Here is a 16,839-nt window from a genome sequence, read left to right as displayed (position 1 = left end):
GCTTGGGGAACGTAAAGATCAGGCAGGCATGATTCTGTAGTGAATGATACAAAGCCCTTTGCGCTGATCATTGCTCAGGTCGATTTGGTATCTGTTGCAACAAAAATTGCAGCACACTCTCCAGGCCATCGCCGCTCCGCAAGTTGGTGAAACACCAAGGGCGCTCTCCCCGCATCCGCGTCGTATCGCGCTCCATCACCTCCAAGCTGGCCCCGACATGGACAGCAAGATCAATCTTGTTGATCACCAATAAATCCGAGCGGGTAATCCCCGGACCACCCTTGCGAGGGATCTTGTCGCCAGCCGCCACATCAATCACATAGATGCAAAGGTCCACCAATTCTGGACTGAAGCTGGCGGCAAGATTATCGCCACCACTCTCAACAAGCACAACATCAAGATCTGGAAAATTTCGCTCCAGATCTTCTACGGCCGCGCGATTAATCGAACAATCCTCACGAATAGCAGTATGAGGACAACCGCCTGTTTCCACTCCGCGAATACGCTCTGGCTCAAGAGCTCCAACACGCGTCAAGAACTCTGCATCTTCCTGGGTATAGATGTCATTGGTGACAACTGCTAATTGCAACTGATCTCGTAGACGGCGACAGATTGCCTCCACTAGAGCTGTCTTACCCGAACCCACCGGGCCAGCCACACCTAAACGCAGTTTGCTACTCATCAGCTTCGGAATAATCGGGAATAAAGCTCAGCATGGGAGAGCTGTGCAATAGCAGAACCCACTCCTCCACACCAAAGCTGCTGTGGATCCACATGAAGCAAGCTACTGGCCTGCATTTCAATGAGCGGCTGAAGCTGACGCTGCAACCGTTGTGCCTCAGTTGGCCCCAGCGGAACAAGACGCACGGCCGCACTGAGCTGATTAGCCACCCAGCCAAACAGGTAACCCTGCACAACCTCCAGAGGCGTTATGTCCCAAGACAAACCAGCCCAAGCCCACGCCACTGGCCAACCAAAATCCACTCCTCCATCAGGGAGAGGATGACCCAGATCGGCTAACAACTGCAAAAGAGATCGACCCATCTGCTGTTGCTGCGCTCTTACTTCAGCCGCATCTCGCAGTGCAATCAACCATTGAGCCCAATCCCGCACAGCAGTGCCATGGTCAACTCTGTCCTGCTCAGCACTCACCTTCCATTGGCTGAGGGAATGACGCAGCGGACGCAAAGCAGCAGCTTCGATCATGACCTGCCCGCGACTGAGCTCCGCCTCCAACCAACTTGCCAAAGTTGCTCGATCCTGAAGCTGCTCACGCTGCACCAGCAGTTCCAAACCCTCCGAATAACTGAACGCACCCACCGGCAAAGCAGGGCTAACAAGCTGAAGCAAAGCGAGACTGCTCATCAATGATGACGTTGTTGCTGCCCATCAATGGGCTGGTGATCATGGCTATGGACGCCTTGATAGGCCCCAGGCTCCGGATAAAATGGCTCCATCAGAGACTCCAAAGCCAAGCCACGCACCCGCAGCAGATCGGCTAAGACAGGATCATCTAGCAAACGCAGCTGCTGCGTGCGTAGCTCTAGTGCCACGTGACGATTACCCAAGTGATAAGCCGCCTCAAGCAAAGCCAGTTCTGAAGGAGCCCTAACCACCAAGAGTTTCTCAGGAGCAGCGACCACCCTCACCAAAACAGGACCTTCCGCCGCAGCCAAACTTTCTCCAGGCTGCAATGGGCCCTGCCGCGGCAATTGCAATAAGACGGACTGACCACAAGCCGTGCATCGCAGCCCTCGCAAACGTGTGCGTTCTTCAGCAGTAAGAGGCAATTCCATACAAGCCTCAACCCCAACAGCATCAAGCCTGCGGGTGAGCACCGGAACAGTATCCAGAGAAGGAAAATCGACCAAGCTCATGACCATAAGCCTGCCAAACGGCAACTGCTCCATCCGTGAGTGTTGCTAAAGAGTTAAACCGTGCTCGATCACAGCGTGCTCCGATGACTGGCGATAGACCCTGGCACGGCCAATGTTCCCTGCAACTGATCAGCAAAACTGCGACAGACGATCTTCAATCCCGGCTCACCGTGCATCAGAGCCAATGCACGGCTCCATTCAAGATTCAGCGTGCCAATCTTGATCACGACGGCCGCTGTCAACTGCCCTTACTTCACACCGCAGGGGGTTTGGTCGGAGGAGATCAGCTCAGTGTGAATATCAAAGCTGGAGCAGACAGCCGCGGCCTGGTCACGAGTGTGGCTGCCCAGAAGGTCTATGGCTCCGTAGGCCGCTCCAAACAACACCCCAAAGGCCGCTGGGCAAGTCAAGAGTGTCACTTCGAACTAGAAACCAATGCTGACTTGGAATGGTTACCCCAAGAGCTCGTGGTTTTTCAAGGAGGCCTCTACAAGCAACGGATGCAAGTCGAACTGCAACCAAAAGCCAGTTTTCTCTGCGCCGAAGTGGTGCGCCTAGGTCGCACAGCTGCTGGAGAAACACTGAACGAAGGCGCCTGGAGGTCAAACCTGGAGATCTGCCGACAAACCCCGATCGGTCGTCAATGGGAACTAGTCGATCAACTCGAGCTCAACAGCGAAGTGCTGCAGAGTTTGCACGGCATGGGGACACAGCCCGTGTTCGGATCTTTTGTTTGGGCCGCACCGAATCCTCTGACTGCCGACGTGATGGAGATACTTCTGCGGAACTGTCGAACAGATCGCGCAAACCTAGAAGGTTCCATGGCTTGTGGTGGTCTCGATCAAGGCTTAGTGGCCCGATATATAGGGCCATCAAGCCAAGCCGCGCGCCAATGGTTTTCCCGCCTCTGGGCCCGCACACGCCAGCTACGGCGGCTAAGCACTCCTCAACCTCCACGAGAATGGCCCCTGCAAGAAGAGGGAACGTTCTCAAACGAAAGGTTCACAAAGAACCATCAATCGCCTTCTGCCTCGCCACACTGAAATGAAATCCTGGCTTCCATGCACCTCAGCCCCCAGGAAAAAGACAAACTCCTGATCGTCACCGCTGCCCTGCTTGCAGAACGACGCCTCAACCGCGGCCTGCGGCTCAACCACCCCGAAGCAGTGGCCTGGCTCAGCTTCCTTGTCATCGAAGGCGCTCGTGACGGCCAATCCGTCGCGGAGCTGATGGCCGAAGGCAGCACCTGGCTGCGTCGCGATCAGGTGATGGATGGTGTTCCCGAACTGATCCCGGAGGTGCAAATCGAAGCCGTCTTTAAGGACGGCACCAAATTGGTCACCCTCCACGACCCCATCCGCTAAAAAATCCCCATGCCTCCGCTAATCCCCGGTGAACTGATTCCTGAACCGGGCACGCTTGAACTCAACAGCAACCGGCCAACCCTCACCCTGCGCGTGGCCAATAGTGGCGATCGACCGATCCAAGTTGGCTCCCACTTTCACTTTTTCGAGACCAATACAGCTCTGCACTTCGATCGTGATGCTGCACGGGGGCACCGATTGGACATCCCTGCTGGAACAGCGATCCGCTTCGAACCCGGCGACGAACGTGACGTGCGCCTGGTTGCCCTTGCTGGTCACCGCAAGGTTTTTGGTTTCAACGGTCTGGTCAACGGACCCCTCGACTGAACTGCTTCTACACCTCGTCCCTTTCGCTGCATTGCTATGGCCTACCGGATCGATCGCCAGGCCTACGCCGAAACCTACGGCCCCACCACAGGTGACCGCATACGCCTAGCAGACACCGAGTTGATCCTGGAAGTGGAACGCGATTTCACCACCTACGGCGAAGAAGTCAAATTCGGTGGAGGGAAAGTGATCCGCGACGGCATGGGGCAATCCCAGCAATCCCGCGCCAATGGTGCTGTTGACACCGTGATCACCAATGCCCTGATCCTCGACTGGTGGGGGATCGTCAAAGCAGATATCGGCCTACGAGACGGACGGATCGTTGCCATCGGCAAGGCTGGCAATCCCGACATCACTGACGGGATTGACATTGTGATCGGCCCAGGCACTGAAGCCATTGCTGGAGAGGGTCACATCGTGACCGCCGGCGCCATCGATAGCCACATCCATTTCATTTGCCCACAGCAAATCGAGACTGCCCTGGCTAGCGGCGTTACCACCATGCTCGGTGGTGGTACAGGTCCGGCAACAGGCACCAATGCCACTACCTGTACACCTGGCGCCTTTCACATCAGCCGCATGCTGCAAGCAGCTGAAGGATTGCCGATGAATCTTGGCTTCTTTGGTAAAGGCAATGCCAGTACAGCTGAAGCTCTAGAGGAGCAAGTGCTAGCTGGAGCCTGCGGCCTCAAACTCCACGAAGACTGGGGTACCACTCCAGCAGCTATTGACTGCTGTCTTTCGGTAGCCGATCGCTTTGATGTTCAGGTCTGCATCCACACAGACACGCTCAATGAAGCAGGTTTTGTAGAAGACACAATCCGAGCCATCGGCGGACGCACCATCCACACCTTCCATACCGAAGGGGCCGGTGGAGGCCATGCACCAGACATCATCCGTATCTGTGGTGAAAGCAACGTGCTGCCCAGCTCCACAAATCCAACCCGGCCTTACACCCGCAACACCCTGGAAGAGCACCTCGACATGCTCATGGTTTGCCACCACCTAGATCCAGCGATTCCTGAAGATGTGGCCTTTGCCGAATCGCGCATCCGTCGCGAAACCATCGCTGCGGAAGATATTCTCCACGACCTCGGTGCCTTCAGCATCATTGCCAGTGATTCCCAAGCGATGGGACGAGTCGGAGAGGTGATTACCAGAACATTCCAAACCGCTCACAAGATGAAAGTTCAGAGAGGCCCTCTGCCAGAAGATGCTGCCAATCCACGTGGCACTCGTAACGACAACAACCGCCTAAAGCGCTACATCGCCAAAGTAACGATCAACCCCGCCATTGCCCACGGCATTGACAACCATGTTGGCTCAGTAGAGGTAGGCAAACTGGCAGACCTGGTGCTCTGGAAGCCAGGCTTCTTCGGCGTGCGGCCAGAACTTGTCATCAAGGGCGGGTCAATCATCTGGGCGCAAATGGGCGATGCTAATGCCTCGATTCCAACACCTGGACCGGTCCATGGCAGACCAATGTTTGCAGCATTCGGCAAAGCCCTTGCCCCCAGCTGCCTCTCCTTCCTGAGCCAAGCGGCCATCGAAACAGATCTTCCCAACAAGCTGGGGCTGCAACGTGCCTGCATTCCCGTTCTGAACACCCGCACGATCGGCAAAGCAGAAATGCACAACAACAATTCACTACCAAAAGTAGAGGTAGATCCACAAACTTACGAGGTGTTCGCCGACGGCGATTTACTCACATGCGACCCCGCAGAAGAACTACCAATGGCCCAGCGATATCTCCTACTTTAAACGCTAAATCCAACATCTACCTTTAGGTTGCTAAGTAATAGATCAAGACTTGATCGGCATCACAACCTCAGCCGGCTGAGGAGCACACTCTGCAACCTGTTCATCAACTACTGCACCCACAATCACAATCGACGGCGCTGCAAACCCTTCGCTCTGCACCCTTTGAACCAACTGTTCCAAGGGAGCTTTGAGGTAGCGCTGACCTACGACAGTGCCCTGTTGAATGATTGCTGCGGACGTAGCTGGATCGAGTCCACCGGCAATCAACTCTTCGACGATATAAGCAAGGTTATGCAAACCCATATAAATCACCAGACTGTCACTTGCACTAGCAAGATCCTTCCAATTCACAGAAGGGCGCTGTTTGTCGATCTTCTCGTGACCTGTCACAAAGGTGACAGAACTACCCCCACAACGATGGGTCAGAGGAATGCCCACATAGGCCGGCGCAGCCATCCCCGCTGTAATCCCAGGGACCACCTCCACCGATACCCCATGACTCTGCAAATAGGCGGCCTCCTCACCACCCCGCCCAAACAGAAAAGGATCACCACCTTTTAGGCGTACTACACAGGAATGACTCTGAGCCAATTCAACAAGCAACTCATTTGTCTTGGACTGTGGAACCCAATGACGTTCTCGACGTTTACCAACAAAATGCCGTTCACAAGACTCGGGCACTAACTCGAGTACTTCCTTAGGCACCAGAGCATCGTGAACCAAGGCTCCGCATTGGCGAAGCAGACGATAAGCCTTCAGTGTGAGCAAATCAGGATCACCAGGGCCTGCACCCACCAAATACACAGTGCCAAAGTCCAAAGAGCTCATGGCAATGCAGCCAGCAAATCAATCAAACCGAAACGAAATAACTCAATCTCAAGTAGGGAAGTCATCACCCCAGAATCGCGCAGCGTCTGCGTAATCTGGATTGGCGCCAAGGCAAGAAAAAGAGGCGTGGATGCCTCCTTCGCTGAAGCGACATCAGCATGCCAGTCGTCCCAGGAAAGCATGGGCAACGCCAGCCGCTGCTGCAGCAAACTTAAATAGCGATGAGCAACACCCTGGCGAAGGGGATGATGAACCAAAACAAGAGAGCCATCACGACAAGCCTGACGCTGCACCCACTCCTGTAACAATCGCCACCAAGAGGGCCAGGCACCCAAGAAAGGCACCAACCTGGTGTTCACACCCTGTTGCTGAAGTCGCTGACGAAGCAACGGCACATCCTCTCGAACATGAGAACCAGGCAGCAACAACAAAGGAACCAGCCAAATAGGATCTGCAATCTGCTCATGGCGATCAGTAGCCGTTAAGGCCTCTACAAGCACAGGTGTGCCACGACGTTGCGCGACCTGCAGAGCAAAAGAACGCACACAAGAAGGAACATACCCACCAGCACGGCCATGCACGATGTAACGCAAAGCGCGCTTACAACCAACCTCCTCATGCTTTCGTAACAACGGCCACGGATCTAAGACATCCGAAACTGGTGAAGTCATTCCAGTCTTAATAGTCGACTGCAACCATGGCATCCCGTCGCTATCGAACACAGTCGCAAACTCGGTTGAGGACGAGTGGTCGCCAAGGCAGACAGGGTGCAACCCGCTCAAAACGCTTTAACAGTGACTTCGAAAGGGATTTAGCTGCCATGAACCGTGTATGGAAAATGCTCAGACAAGGCACAATCCGCTGGTTGGGAGAGATAGGCCGCCAATACTGAAATCACTTAAAATTTACACACAGCAACCATAAAGAAGGAAACTTGTGCACCTAGATGTATCGATAAACACCAAATTTTGAATTTCACACAAATGCTCAGTTTTGTTCAATCTGATACCGCCAATACCCTCTTCCATCAGGCTTAATGACTCCATTCGCAGCGTGGCCTCACTCCTCAACACCTCTAGTTGCCAACATCAGCCGGGTTCAGAATGTACACAAAGACACCAAATTTTGAATTTCACACAAATGCTCAGTTTTGTTCAATCTGATACCGCCAATACCCTCTTCCATCAGGCTTAATGACTCCATTCGCAGCGTGGCCTCACTCCTCAACACCTCTAGTTGCCAACATCAGCCGGGTTCAGAATGTACACAAAGACACCAAATTTTGAATTTCACACAAATGCTCAGTTTTGTTCAATCTGATACCGCCAATACCCTCTTCCATCAGGCTTAATGACTCCATTCGCAACTCACCCTTGCTTCAATAAAGGCAGGGCCTAAAAACCATGGCTATCGAATAGGCGAATAAAGTTTCAAAAAACATGATCACTTCTTTTCAAGTTTAATTTCAACAAAATTTCATGGTTATTAGCTCTCCTGCGAAACAATTTCTCCAAGGGAAGAAGCTCAACAAAATTGAGCAAAACAAAGCTTTTAAAGATGGCTTAGATGTTGGTGATGAACTTGAAACCTTTGCTCAGGTAGGTTGGGAACAGGTCGATAAAACAGACCTCGAACTGCGCCTGAAATGGTATGGAATGTTCTGGCGACCCAAAACCCCTGGCAAGTTTATGCTACGGCTAAGGATACCCAATGGTGTTCTCAATAGCCACCAAATAAAAGTAGTGGCCTCAATCGTGGGTCGCTACGGAGAAGACGGCAGTTGCGACATCACAACACGACAAAACCTACAGCTTCGTGGTGTTTTACTGAGTGATCTTCCCGAAATCCTCAAACGTCTTGAAGAGGCAGGTCTCAACACAATCCAATCAGGTTTTGATAACCCACGCAATGTCACAGGAAATCCACTGGCTGGGATTGACCCTCTTGAAATTGTTGATACTCGCCCATACACAACTGAACTACAAAATTTCCTCACGAATCAAGGGAAAGGAAACCATGAATTCTCCAACCTTCCCCGCAAATGGAATACGGCAGTTGCAGGGGCCCGCGATAATTTCCTGCTCCATAACGACATCATCTTCCATCCAGTGGAACACGATGGGGTGATGGGTTTCGGCGTCTGGCTCGGAGGGATCCTCTCCTCGCAGATGAATGACTATGCGCTGCCTTTAAATGCCTGGGTTAAACCCAATGAAATCTGTCGACTCACCGGCACTATTCTAACGTTATGGCGAGATAACGGTGAGCGTAACAATCGCCCTAAGGGCAGGTTTCGCATGTACCTCGACAGCGTGGGCATCGAAGCGTTTCGCACCATGGTGGCGGAAACATTTGGACCGCTAACACCTGATCCCGGTTCTGTATTTGACGACAAGCCACGCTCTTTTTACGGAATCCACCCTCAGAAACAAACAGGGCTTCACTACGCCGGCATGCATGTACCCGTTGGACGATTAAGCGCAGAAGATCTTCAGGATCTTGCTAGCGCCAGTCTTAACTATGGCAGTGGTGAAATTCGTCTTACAGAAGACCAGAACATCATTTTGGTGGGGCTATCAACTACCAACCTCGACAAATTTCAAGCTGATCCACTGCTACAGCGTTTTCCACTTGAGCCCGGTTCCATTGCCGCCGGCACTGTCTCCTGCACAGGAAATACGTACTGCAGCTTCGCCCTTACAAACACCAAAGATCAGGCAATGGCAATGGCCCATGAACTGGATGCAGAACTCATCCTCCCTGAGGAAATAAAAGTCCATTGGACTGGCTGTCCCAACAGTTGTGGCCAGGCCTACATGGGCGCAATCGGCCTCACAGGAACCAAAGCCCGTGCACCAAACGGGGGCCAAGGCATGGTTGAGGCCTATGACCTCAGCCTTGAAGGCAGACAAGGGCCGGACGCCCAAATCGGAACACTGCATCGCAAAGCCATTCCTGGCAGCGAACTGAAAGACGTACTGCGGGAATTACTGATCGAACGCTTCGGTGCTCAACCTCGTAGCCAACCGAAGCAAAACAGCGACCCTTTCTCCAACTTCATGAACTGGTTCAGCAATTTAGGCGAAAACAGCAGCCCATCCCCTTGAGCTGCGATCGCTAAACCACCGTTCCTAGATCAATCACCTATCAAGCCCCACCATGCAATCGACTTCCCAAGCACGTGATCTTTTCTCTCGCTTTGTCAACTGGTTCAGCAACAGCGGTCATGACAAGCCTGCAATCAATCAAAAAGAAGGTGGCCGAGATCTCTTCTCACGCCTGATGAACCGAATCAGCGGCTGAAACTCTCAATTCCTTCCTTCAACACCCCACCCCAACGAGAACTGCCATGGATGTGAACACATCCCAAATGGACTACGTCCTGCCCAATGAACTCGTCGACGGCATGATTACTGCCGGCGGAAAAAAATCCAGTGTGAGTATTAAAAATCTGCTGGTACGTGGTTTCTATTCAGGAGCGATTCTTGGCCTAGCCACCTGCTTAGCCATCACCGTAGGAGTCCAGTCTGGAATGCCATTTCTAGGCTCCGTTCTCTTCCCCTTTGGGTTTGCCAGCATCGTGCTCTTCGGCATGGAGCTAGTCACAGGCAACTTCGCCTTATTGCCAATGGCAACCTGGGCTGGGAAAAGCACATGGCAAGCAACCTTCCGTAACTGGATATGGGTTTGGATTGGCAATTTCATCGGCTGTGCATTGGTGGCTCTATTACTCGCCACAAGCCTGACCAGCGCAGGCACAGTTGAGCCACTTGCGGCAGCCGATGGGGGCAAAGGTTGGGCCGTGGTTGCCGCCAAGATCATGGCACTCAATAAGGCCAATGTCGTGGCCAAATATCAAGACCTAGGCAGCACTGGTTTCTTCCTCGCGTTCCTACGCGGCATGATTGCCAACTGGCTGGTTTGTCTTGGGGTCACGATGGCCTTGGTAAGCAAGAGCGTTCCAGGAAAGATCCTCGCCTGCTGGCTACCGATCACAGCATTCCAAACCATGGGAATGGAGCACATCGTGGTGAACATGTTCCTGCACACCGCCGGACCCATGCTTGGTTCAGGCGTTTCTTTTGGCCAGGTAATCGTTTGGAACTTCATTCCAGTCACCCTCGGCAACATCATTGGCGGGATGGTGTTTATCGGCATGCTCTTCTACAGCACCCATCGCACCCAAATGAGCAACGTACTGCCGACGGTTCACGATGAGAAGCTGGAACGTGAACTCGCCGCCGAACTAGGCGCACGCTGATCTAGAACATTCATGAGCTTCGATGAAGCCGTTCTCTGGGAACGTCTCAATAAAGTAGGCAAGGCTCCTCTAGAACCAGACTGGCTGGGGAATGTTTACTGCCCCAGCCTTTCTGCTGATCTACGTAAAGCCTTAGCCGAAAGACTGGGCTTACTTGGTGATGATGGCTGGGGAATATTAAAAACCCTGCTTAAGCAACATGGTAAGCAGTCCGAACTCATCCATGCAGCTGGCCTCTGCCATCAACCTGAGGCTCGAGACTGGCTCATCCAACAACTTGGTGATCAAGAAGAACTGGAGCTCGAGGTACTACAAGCAATGGCCTGCTGGGGAGCAATCGTGCCAACTTTGCTGATAAAAAGGATTTTCAGAGAACCTTCCCAAGCAATGCGCATCGCTGGTCTGGAGTTGTTGAACTTCAAGGCATACCAACTCAGCGATGACGAGCTGCTGAACCTCCTTGACGACCTCCTCAACGACATACGCGATCCGGTGGTGTTAAGCACCATTCGAATTCTGCAACGACGCGATGGTGCCGACATCAGCAACCGCATTGCCGAAGTGGCAAGAAAAGGTTCCGAAGCTACAACACGAGCAGCATTACTAGCCCTGGGCTGCATCGGCACATCCAGTAGTCAATCAAACCTGTTCAAGCTCAGCCAAAGTCTGCCGACTGATCTCCATCGAGACCTAGCCAAAAAACAACTTGCTCAGCAATACAGATCATGGCAATAAATCCATAGCCAACGGATACGCCAATATGGGTTATTGAATCAAAAAGAGGATGATGGCAATAAATGAAAACTGCAATCCAAACAAAAGCAATCGCATCTGATGATTCATTTCATTGACACCAATCAACTACTGAAAAGCAGAACTACGCTGCCACAAAAAGCGCTCTTACTGTTAGATTAATCTTCTATGCAAGATGCATGCCGAACCCTTGCAATCAAAAGCCCTGTAATCAAATAAAAATATAGCATAAAACTAGTCTCAACTTTGATCAATACCCCAGCGCAAAAACTTTGCAGATTCGAACCTTGCACTTAAAAAACATAACTACGCTGAAATGCAAACAGCCTCGCTTTATCGTTGAAGTGATTCCTAAAGCCCAACGGAGTCAATTAGGCCTGTGCCAAGCAGACATGTCACAAGGATGTCTTAATCGCTACTCCACGCAGCTACATGACTACAGAAAGATCCAATGAGTTCCGGCAATCAATCGTGACCACATGCCCCGAATTATCCGGCCGTGAACGCTTCAAAGCCCACCTCAGGAAGGTGGGAAGTGGAGAGCAAACCAGTCGTGGCATGAGCCGTGAAGAATCAGCTGATGCCTTGCATCTCATCCTTACAGCCCAAGCCAGCCCTGCTCAAATTGGCGCCTTCCTCATCGCCCATCGCATTCGTCGACCCGAGCCCCAGGAACTCGCCGGCATGCTGGATACATACAGAGTGCTTGGACCCAAACTGAAATCAGCCAATGGCCAGAAACGACCCATTTGCTTTGGCATGCCATTCGACGGCCGCAAGCGAACAGCCCCGATTTATCCGCTCACAGCACTGGTCCTACTCAACGCTGGTCAACCCGTCGTCTTGCAAGGGGGGCAGCGTATGCCAATCAAATATGGCGTCACCACAGAAGAGTTATTCAAAGCCTTAGGGCTACAACTCCAAGGCCTATCAATAGCAAACCTAGAAGCTGGCTTTCAACAACATGGTCTGGCACTGATTTACCAGCCAGATCACTTCCCGCTAGCCGAAAGCTTGATCAGTTATCGCGACGACATCGGCAAGCGACCGCCTGTGGCCAGTTTGGAGCTGCTTTGGACAGCACATCAAGGAAAGCATTTACTCGTCAGCGGCTTCGTGCATCCCCCCACCGAAGAGCGGGCCTGGAAAGCCCTTGCGCTAGCAGGTGAAACAAATCTCGTGACTGTGAAAGGGCTCGAAGGAAGCACAGACCTTCCCATCAGTCGAGCTTGCATCACATCCCGAGTTCAAAATGGCAAGCCAGAACGACTCATCCTCCACCCCCGTAACCATGGCTGCTTTAGCCAAGACGTTGAGTGGAGCAACCTGACGGAGTGGAGCGAACAGGCAATGGAAGCTCTGCACAATCGCGGGCCATTAAGTCAGCCCCTCCTCTGGAATGCTGGTACCTACCTATGGTTAGCTGGCCTGGCCGACAACCTCGATGAAGGTATCGCTCATGCTGAAAAGTGTCTGCAATCAGGCTTAGCCCAAACCACGCTTGAGCAGCTCATTGCTTGGAGAGAAACCATCATTTGAAGCGAGCCTGTAGGTTTTTCGCCATGCGATAACGATCGAAACTCACACCTCCGATCTGAATCACTTCCTTAGACATTTCAATCCAGCCCCACTTCAACAGCAAAGGGTGACTACACAAACTGGCTTCCGTCACCAAGATTAGCTCTCCTTCCTGCAAGGCTTCAGCTTCTACCTGTTCAAGCAACGCAGTGGCATGGCCACAACGAGCAGACCGGCCCCGGCAATACAGCAACGCCAAACGATCAGAGGGATAACGAAGAGCGAAAGCCTCAACCTCGTCGTTCTCAAGACTCAACCAACCTCGTCCTTCAATCAGTGGCCGATCCAGAACTCCTGGTAACCAAGCCAAGGCTGCCCAAGCACTGATCTGAACAGGGGAATACAAGCCTCCCCCTTGAGATTCAATCGCATCGGCATAAATCTCCCTGACAACAAAATGATCAGTTTTTGTAAGGGGTCTTAAGCGGCGACAAGTCACAAGAGCCTGCCATTTAGATCAATGGCGTCAAGTCTCTATGGGATCGTGACATTCATCCTGACTCATTCCCAATTGCGCCGACCACAGATTCCCATCTTTCTCTGTGCCTTTGTCACTCTGTTGAACGATCGCCTAGGAGAAACCCTCTTACTGCCATTACTTCCATACCTCCCAGGACGCTTCACAGACAGCGGCACAATCCTGGGGCTACTTGGAGGTACTTATGCATTGGCTCAATTCGTCGTGGCTCCCCTAATTGGAGCTCTCAGTGATCGTTTTGGCCGCAAACCAATTTTAACCGCTTGCGTTGCTGGCTCAGTAGTCGGCCTTGGCTTATTCGCTATCACAGTATGGATTGACTGGAACATACTTCCAGCCGCTTGGATCGGCATTGTTCCCCTGATCCTTCTCTTCTCAGCAAGAATCATCGATGGCGTTAGCGGTGGAACAGCAAGTAGCGCCACAGCAGTGCTTGCCGACATCTCAACACCTGAGAGCCGAGCCAAGGCATTCGGCCTGATTGGCGTTGCATTTGGCCTCGGGTTCATCTTGGGCCCTTATATCGGTGGCCGCTTAGCAGAGATCAATATTGCTCTACCCGGGATAGCCGCCACAGCCTTCGCAGTCGCGAACCTACTTCTTGTGATCTATATCCTTCCCGAAACACACCCGCCAGCAGCTCGCAATTCCCTACCAAGCAAAAGACAACTCAACCCGATCACCCAGCTAGCACAGATCTTTGCCAATCCATTAGTAAGCCGCCTTTGTTTCGCCTTCTTCCTGTTCTTCATGGCATTCAACGGTTTCACAGCTGTGCTGGTGCTTTACCTGAAGCAAGCCTTTTCATGGACAGTCGGTTTAGCGGGCCTGACCTTTGCAGTTGTAGGCGTGATCGCAATGGTGGTTCAAGGGCTGCTCATCGGTCCACTGGTCAAATCCTTCGGCGAATGGCGGCTCACCATTGCTGGCGTTGGCTTCGTCATTGCAGGCTGTCTGCTATTGCCCATGGCCAGTCAGCAGAATTCGATTTCTGTTGTATTCACTGCCGTATCGGTACTAGCCCTTGGCACAGGTCTAGTCGTGCCATGCTTGAGAGCCCTCGTCTCCAGACGCCTCGACAACGCAGGCCAAGGGGCAGTACTCGGTAGCCTTCAAGGCCTGCAGAGTCTAGGGACCTTCCTTGGGGCAGCGGCTGCAGGATTCGCCTACGACCAAATAGGCCCTCGCAGTCCTTTCTGGCTGGCCATCCTCGTACTAACGGGAGTTGTTGCCCTTGTTGCAGGAGGCCCACCTACAAGCACAAGTAACACAACAGTCAAACAATCATGATTGCTACTTTGCCTGGATAGTGGATCAACAAACTGGCATTCAATGAGTAATCCAGCAGTAGCTTCGGAGCACTACATCAACCGAGAGCTCAGCTGGATCTCCTTCAACGAAAGGGTCCTTGCTCAGGCACTGGATACGCGCACCCCGCTGCTGGAACAAGCCAAGTTCAGTGCCATCTTCAGCAACAACCTCGACGAATTCTTCATGGTTCGCGTGGCCTCCCTCAAAGCACAAGTGGAAGCCGGCATTACCAAAACCAGCGCAGACGGTCTAACCCCTCTTCAGCAGCTCCTCACGATCCGAGATCACCTTGTTCCTCTCATCGAGCAACAACAAGATCACTACCGTAAACACCTCAAAAGCCAGCTAGTCGAGCATGGTGTTCACCTACTCGACTATGAGCAACTCAATCCAAAAGAACGCCTCTGGATTGACAATTATTTCCAGACAGCCATTTTCCCGGTGCTGACACCACTAGCCGTGGATCAAGCCCATCCCTTCCCTTTCGTTAGCAATCTCAGCCTCAACATTGCCACCCTGATCCTCGATCCGGAAACAGGCCAACAACAATTCGCCCGGGTCAAGATTCCACAAAAAACGATCCCTCGGTTTGTAGAGATACCTCCTGATCTAAGTGGCATCAATCCCAAACCGGTTCACACAGCAGTTCCATTGGAGCAAGTGGTGGCCTTCAACCTCAAATTGCTCTTCCCCGGGATGAAGATTGAAGAGCACTACTTCTTCCGAGTCACCCGCGATGCCGACCTTGAACTCAGGGACCTAGAAGCCGACGATCTCATGAGCGCCATGGAACAAGGCCTGCATAAGCGGCGGATGGGCGGAGAAGTGGTGAGACTCGAAGTAACCAACGAAATGCCCCAGAGAGTCGTTGAGATGCTGATTGAAGGTATGGCTGTTGAAGAAAAAGACCTTTATCGCATCGAGGGACTATTAGGCCTCGATGATCTATTCGGTCTCATGCGTTTACCTCTGGAACAACTCAAAGACCAACCCCACATTGGCCTGACCGCCAAAGTTCTCTCCCGCAGCCAGCGCAGAATGCTTGAAGACGAATCAATCAAAGAAGAAGAATTCAAAAGCATCTTCTCGGTGATTCGCCGCAAAGACATTCTCCTGCACCACCCATACGAACTGTTCGCGACCTCTGTAGAGGAATTCATCAATCAGGCAGCAGACGATCCCCTAGTCATGGGAATCAAGATCACGCTCTATCGGACATCTAAGGATTCCCCAATCATTGCGGCCCTGATCCGTGCAGCCGAACACGGAAAGCAGGTCATGGCTCTGGTTGAACTCAAGGCACGCTTCGATGAAGGCAACAATATTCAATGGGCCCGTCATCTAGAACGATCTGGCGTTCACGTTGTCTATGGCGTTTTAGGACTAAAAACCCACACAAAAACCATCTTGGTCGTTCGCAAAGAAAAAGAGCGCCTACGCAGCTACGTGCACATCGGCACAGGGAACTACAACTCGAAGACATCACGTCTCTATACCGATCTTGGCCTGCTCTCTGCAAGACCGGAAATCAGCCAAGATCTAGTTGAGCTATTCAATTATCTCACTGGCTTTTCAAAGCAACAAAGCTTCCGTCGACTGCTGGTGGCACCTGTCACCCTACGCAAGGGGATGGAATCACTAATCCTCCGCGAAATCGAACACGCCCGCGAAGGTAAAGGCGGACACATCCGCGCCAAGATGAATGCTCTGGTGGATCCAGCCATCATTAGCCTGCTCTACGAAGCTTCCCAAGGTGGAGTTCGCATCGAACTGATCATCCGCGGTATGTGCTGTCTCTACCCAGGGCGAAAAGGATTCAGCGAAAACATCAGCGTGATCAGCATCATCGGCCGGTTCCTGGAACACTCCCGTATCTTCTGGTTTGCCAATGACAACAACCCAGAGGTTTATATCGGCAGCGCAGACTTGATGCCTCGAAACTTAGATAGACGCGTGGAAGCCATTACTCCAATTGAAGAACCAGAGCAAAAGGAACACCTAGAGCGACTGCTGAACCTCTACCTAAACGACAACCGTGAAGCATGGGATATGCAGAGCGATGGCAGCTTTTTACAGCGCCAACCCAATCCCAATAGTGAAGAACATCGTGCACAGCAACAGCTGATCAACCTTTGGCAACAAGGCATCCCTGCAGCGTGAAACTCGATGCCTCACGAGACCATAACTGTGAGAAAGTGCTCTTTGCTACCTAAAAAGGAATAATCAGCATGCAAAACAGTTTTTTTACTTAGAAGCGACCAATCAACTGATCACTCGCATGGGCTAACAAAAACTTTTTGC

Annotated in this window: 17 protein-coding genes; 11 read left to right on the top strand and 6 right to left on the bottom strand. The window is 52.2% G+C overall.

Annotated elements, in window-relative coordinates; translation table 11 throughout:
• Nucleotides 1–67: 67 nt before the first annotated feature.
• The 3 genes from ureG to ureE are packed head-to-tail and all read right to left on the bottom strand — an operon-like array spanning nt 68 to nt 1,877.
• Complete coding sequence (gene ureG, locus SIB68_RS08885; RefSeq protein WP_063399954.1) at nt 68–682, bottom strand: urease accessory protein UreG; 615 nt, start codon at nt 680–682, stop codon at nt 68–70.
• Nucleotides 682–1,365, bottom strand: coding sequence for an urease accessory protein UreF (locus tag SIB68_RS08880; protein ID WP_063399953.1), 684 nt, complete (start codon nt 1,363–1,365; stop codon nt 682–684). Before SIB68_RS08880 ends, ureG begins: the two co-directional genes overlap by 1 nt.
• A complete protein-coding gene (gene ureE / locus SIB68_RS08875) occupies nt 1,365–1,877 on the bottom strand; it encodes an urease accessory protein UreE (RefSeq protein ID WP_063400042.1) in 513 nt (170 codons plus the stop codon). Before ureE ends, SIB68_RS08880 begins: the two co-directional genes overlap by 1 nt.
• A gap of 83 nt (nt 1,878–1,960) precedes the next feature.
• On the opposite strand from ureE, the gene SIB68_RS08870 reads away from it, so the two are divergent.
• From SIB68_RS08870 to ureC, 4 genes are read left to right on the top strand one after another with little or no spacing between them, the layout of a single operon-like run.
• A complete protein-coding gene (locus SIB68_RS08870) occupies nt 1,961–2,920 on the top strand; it encodes an urease accessory protein UreD (protein ID WP_063400041.1) in 960 nt (319 codons plus the stop codon).
• A gap of 18 nt (nt 2,921–2,938) precedes the next feature.
• Complete coding sequence (locus tag SIB68_RS08865; RefSeq protein WP_011131598.1) at nt 2,939–3,241, top strand: urease subunit gamma; 303 nt, start codon at nt 2,939–2,941, stop codon at nt 3,239–3,241.
• Nucleotides 3,242–3,250: 9 nt separating this feature from the next.
• The gene (locus SIB68_RS08860) at nt 3,251–3,568 is read left to right on the top strand and encodes an urease subunit beta (protein ID WP_011131599.1); all 318 of its coding nucleotides are present in this window, start codon (nt 3,251–3,253) and stop codon (nt 3,566–3,568) included.
• Nucleotides 3,569–3,604: 36 nt separating this feature from the next.
• Entirely contained in the window at nt 3,605–5,329 is a 1,725-nt protein-coding gene (ureC, locus tag SIB68_RS08855; protein WP_063399952.1) for an urease subunit alpha, read from the top strand.
• A gap of 42 nt (nt 5,330–5,371) precedes the next feature.
• Here ureC and cobA read toward each other — a convergent pair whose 3' ends face one another.
• Both cobA and SIB68_RS08845 read right to left on the bottom strand, forming a co-directional pair.
• Complete coding sequence (gene cobA / locus SIB68_RS08850; protein ID WP_011131601.1) at nt 5,372–6,157, bottom strand: uroporphyrinogen-III C-methyltransferase; 786 nt, start codon at nt 6,155–6,157, stop codon at nt 5,372–5,374.
• A complete protein-coding gene (locus SIB68_RS08845) occupies nt 6,154–6,939 on the bottom strand; it encodes a CbiX/SirB N-terminal domain-containing protein (RefSeq protein ID WP_413681827.1) in 786 nt (261 codons plus the stop codon). Before SIB68_RS08845 ends, cobA begins: the two co-directional genes overlap by 4 nt.
• 696 nt (nt 6,940–7,635) lie before the next feature.
• On the opposite strand from SIB68_RS08845, the gene SIB68_RS08840 reads away from it, so the two are divergent.
• The 5 genes from SIB68_RS08840 to SIB68_RS08820 all read left to right on the top strand — a co-directional run bounded on the left by SIB68_RS08840 (nt 7,636) and on the right by SIB68_RS08820 (nt 12,710).
• The gene (locus SIB68_RS08840) at nt 7,636–9,264 is read left to right on the top strand and encodes a ferredoxin--nitrite reductase (RefSeq protein ID WP_063399950.1); all 1,629 of its coding nucleotides are present in this window, start codon (nt 7,636–7,638) and stop codon (nt 9,262–9,264) included.
• A gap of 52 nt (nt 9,265–9,316) precedes the next feature.
• Complete coding sequence (locus tag SIB68_RS08835) at nt 9,317–9,460, top strand: hypothetical protein (protein WP_063399949.1); 144 nt, start codon at nt 9,317–9,319, stop codon at nt 9,458–9,460.
• 67 nt (nt 9,461–9,527) lie between these two features.
• Entirely contained in the window at nt 9,528–10,418 is an 891-nt protein-coding gene (locus tag SIB68_RS08830; RefSeq protein ID WP_063400040.1) for a formate/nitrite transporter family protein, read from the top strand.
• A gap of 12 nt (nt 10,419–10,430) precedes the next feature.
• The gene (locus SIB68_RS08825) at nt 10,431–11,153 is read left to right on the top strand and encodes a hypothetical protein (RefSeq protein ID WP_063399948.1); all 723 of its coding nucleotides are present in this window, start codon (nt 10,431–10,433) and stop codon (nt 11,151–11,153) included.
• 450 nt (nt 11,154–11,603) lie between these two features.
• Nucleotides 11,604–12,710 (top strand): anthranilate phosphoribosyltransferase family protein, encoded by a 1,107-nt coding sequence (locus tag SIB68_RS08820; protein WP_011131606.1) that lies wholly within the window; start codon nt 11,604–11,606, stop codon nt 12,708–12,710.
• Here SIB68_RS08820 and SIB68_RS08815 read toward each other — a convergent pair.
• Nucleotides 12,703–13,188 carry a GNAT family N-acetyltransferase gene (locus tag SIB68_RS08815; RefSeq protein ID WP_011131607.1) on the bottom strand — a complete coding sequence of 162 codons (486 nt, stop codon included), beginning with the start codon at nt 13,186–13,188 and terminating at the stop codon, nt 12,703–12,705. The two genes, SIB68_RS08820 and SIB68_RS08815, sit on opposite strands and share 8 nt — an antisense overlap.
• A gap of 21 nt (nt 13,189–13,209) precedes the next feature.
• Here SIB68_RS08815 and SIB68_RS08810 point away from each other — a divergent pair, with 21 nt between their 5' ends.
• Both SIB68_RS08810 and ppk1 read left to right on the top strand, forming a co-directional pair.
• A complete protein-coding gene (locus SIB68_RS08810) occupies nt 13,210–14,517 on the top strand; it encodes an MFS transporter (RefSeq protein WP_063399947.1) in 1,308 nt (435 codons plus the stop codon).
• Nucleotides 14,518–14,559: 42 nt separating this feature from the next.
• Nucleotides 14,560–16,698, top strand: a complete 2,139-nt coding sequence (ppk1, locus tag SIB68_RS08805; RefSeq protein WP_063399946.1) for a polyphosphate kinase 1 — start codon at nt 14,560–14,562, stop codon at nt 16,696–16,698.
• The last annotated feature ends 141 nt before the right edge of the window (nt 16,699–16,839 follow it).

This window comes from Prochlorococcus sp. MIT 1323, assembly GCF_047304905.1.
GTDB lineage: Bacteria > Cyanobacteriota > Cyanobacteriia > PCC-6307 > Cyanobiaceae > Prochlorococcus > Prochlorococcus marinus_D.
The sequence above is the reverse complement of the archived record's forward strand: the minus strand, read 5'-3'. Positions and strand labels throughout refer to the sequence as shown.

What these genes read in the sequence shown, in the direction of transcription:
- SIB68_RS08820 (WP_011131606.1), top strand. Translation starts at nt 11,604, where the DNA reads ATGACTACAGAAAGATCCAATGAGTTCCGGCAATCAATCGTGACCACA.
- ppk1 (WP_063399946.1), top strand. Translation starts at nt 14,560, where the DNA reads ATGAGTAATCCAGCAGTAGCTTCGGAGCACTACATCAACCGAGAGCTC.
- SIB68_RS08860 (WP_011131599.1), top strand. Translation starts at nt 3,251, where the DNA reads ATGCCTCCGCTAATCCCCGGTGAACTGATTCCTGAACCGGGCACGCTT.
- SIB68_RS08870 (WP_063400041.1), top strand. Translation starts at nt 1,961, where the DNA reads ATGACTGGCGATAGACCCTGGCACGGCCAATGTTCCCTGCAACTGATC.
- cobA (WP_011131601.1), bottom strand. Translation starts at nt 6,157, where the DNA reads ATGAGCTCTTTGGACTTTGGCACTGTGTATTTGGTGGGTGCAGGCCCT.
- SIB68_RS08830 (WP_063400040.1), top strand. Translation starts at nt 9,528, where the DNA reads ATGGACTACGTCCTGCCCAATGAACTCGTCGACGGCATGATTACTGCC.
- SIB68_RS08810 (WP_063399947.1), top strand. Translation starts at nt 13,210, where the DNA reads ATGGCGTCAAGTCTCTATGGGATCGTGACATTCATCCTGACTCATTCC.
- ureC (WP_063399952.1), top strand. Translation starts at nt 3,605, where the DNA reads ATGGCCTACCGGATCGATCGCCAGGCCTACGCCGAAACCTACGGCCCC.
- ureG (WP_063399954.1), bottom strand. Translation starts at nt 682, where the DNA reads ATGAGTAGCAAACTGCGTTTAGGTGTGGCTGGCCCGGTGGGTTCGGGT.
- SIB68_RS08825 (WP_063399948.1), top strand. Translation starts at nt 10,431, where the DNA reads ATGAGCTTCGATGAAGCCGTTCTCTGGGAACGTCTCAATAAAGTAGGC.
- ureE (WP_063400042.1), bottom strand. Translation starts at nt 1,877, where the DNA reads ATGAGCTTGGTCGATTTTCCTTCTCTGGATACTGTTCCGGTGCTCACC.
- SIB68_RS08865 (WP_011131598.1), top strand. Translation starts at nt 2,939, where the DNA reads ATGCACCTCAGCCCCCAGGAAAAAGACAAACTCCTGATCGTCACCGCT.
- SIB68_RS08880 (WP_063399953.1), bottom strand. Translation starts at nt 1,365, where the DNA reads ATGAGCAGTCTCGCTTTGCTTCAGCTTGTTAGCCCTGCTTTGCCGGTG.
- SIB68_RS08840 (WP_063399950.1), top strand. Translation starts at nt 7,636, where the DNA reads ATGGTTATTAGCTCTCCTGCGAAACAATTTCTCCAAGGGAAGAAGCTC.
- SIB68_RS08835 (WP_063399949.1), top strand. Translation starts at nt 9,317, where the DNA reads ATGCAATCGACTTCCCAAGCACGTGATCTTTTCTCTCGCTTTGTCAAC.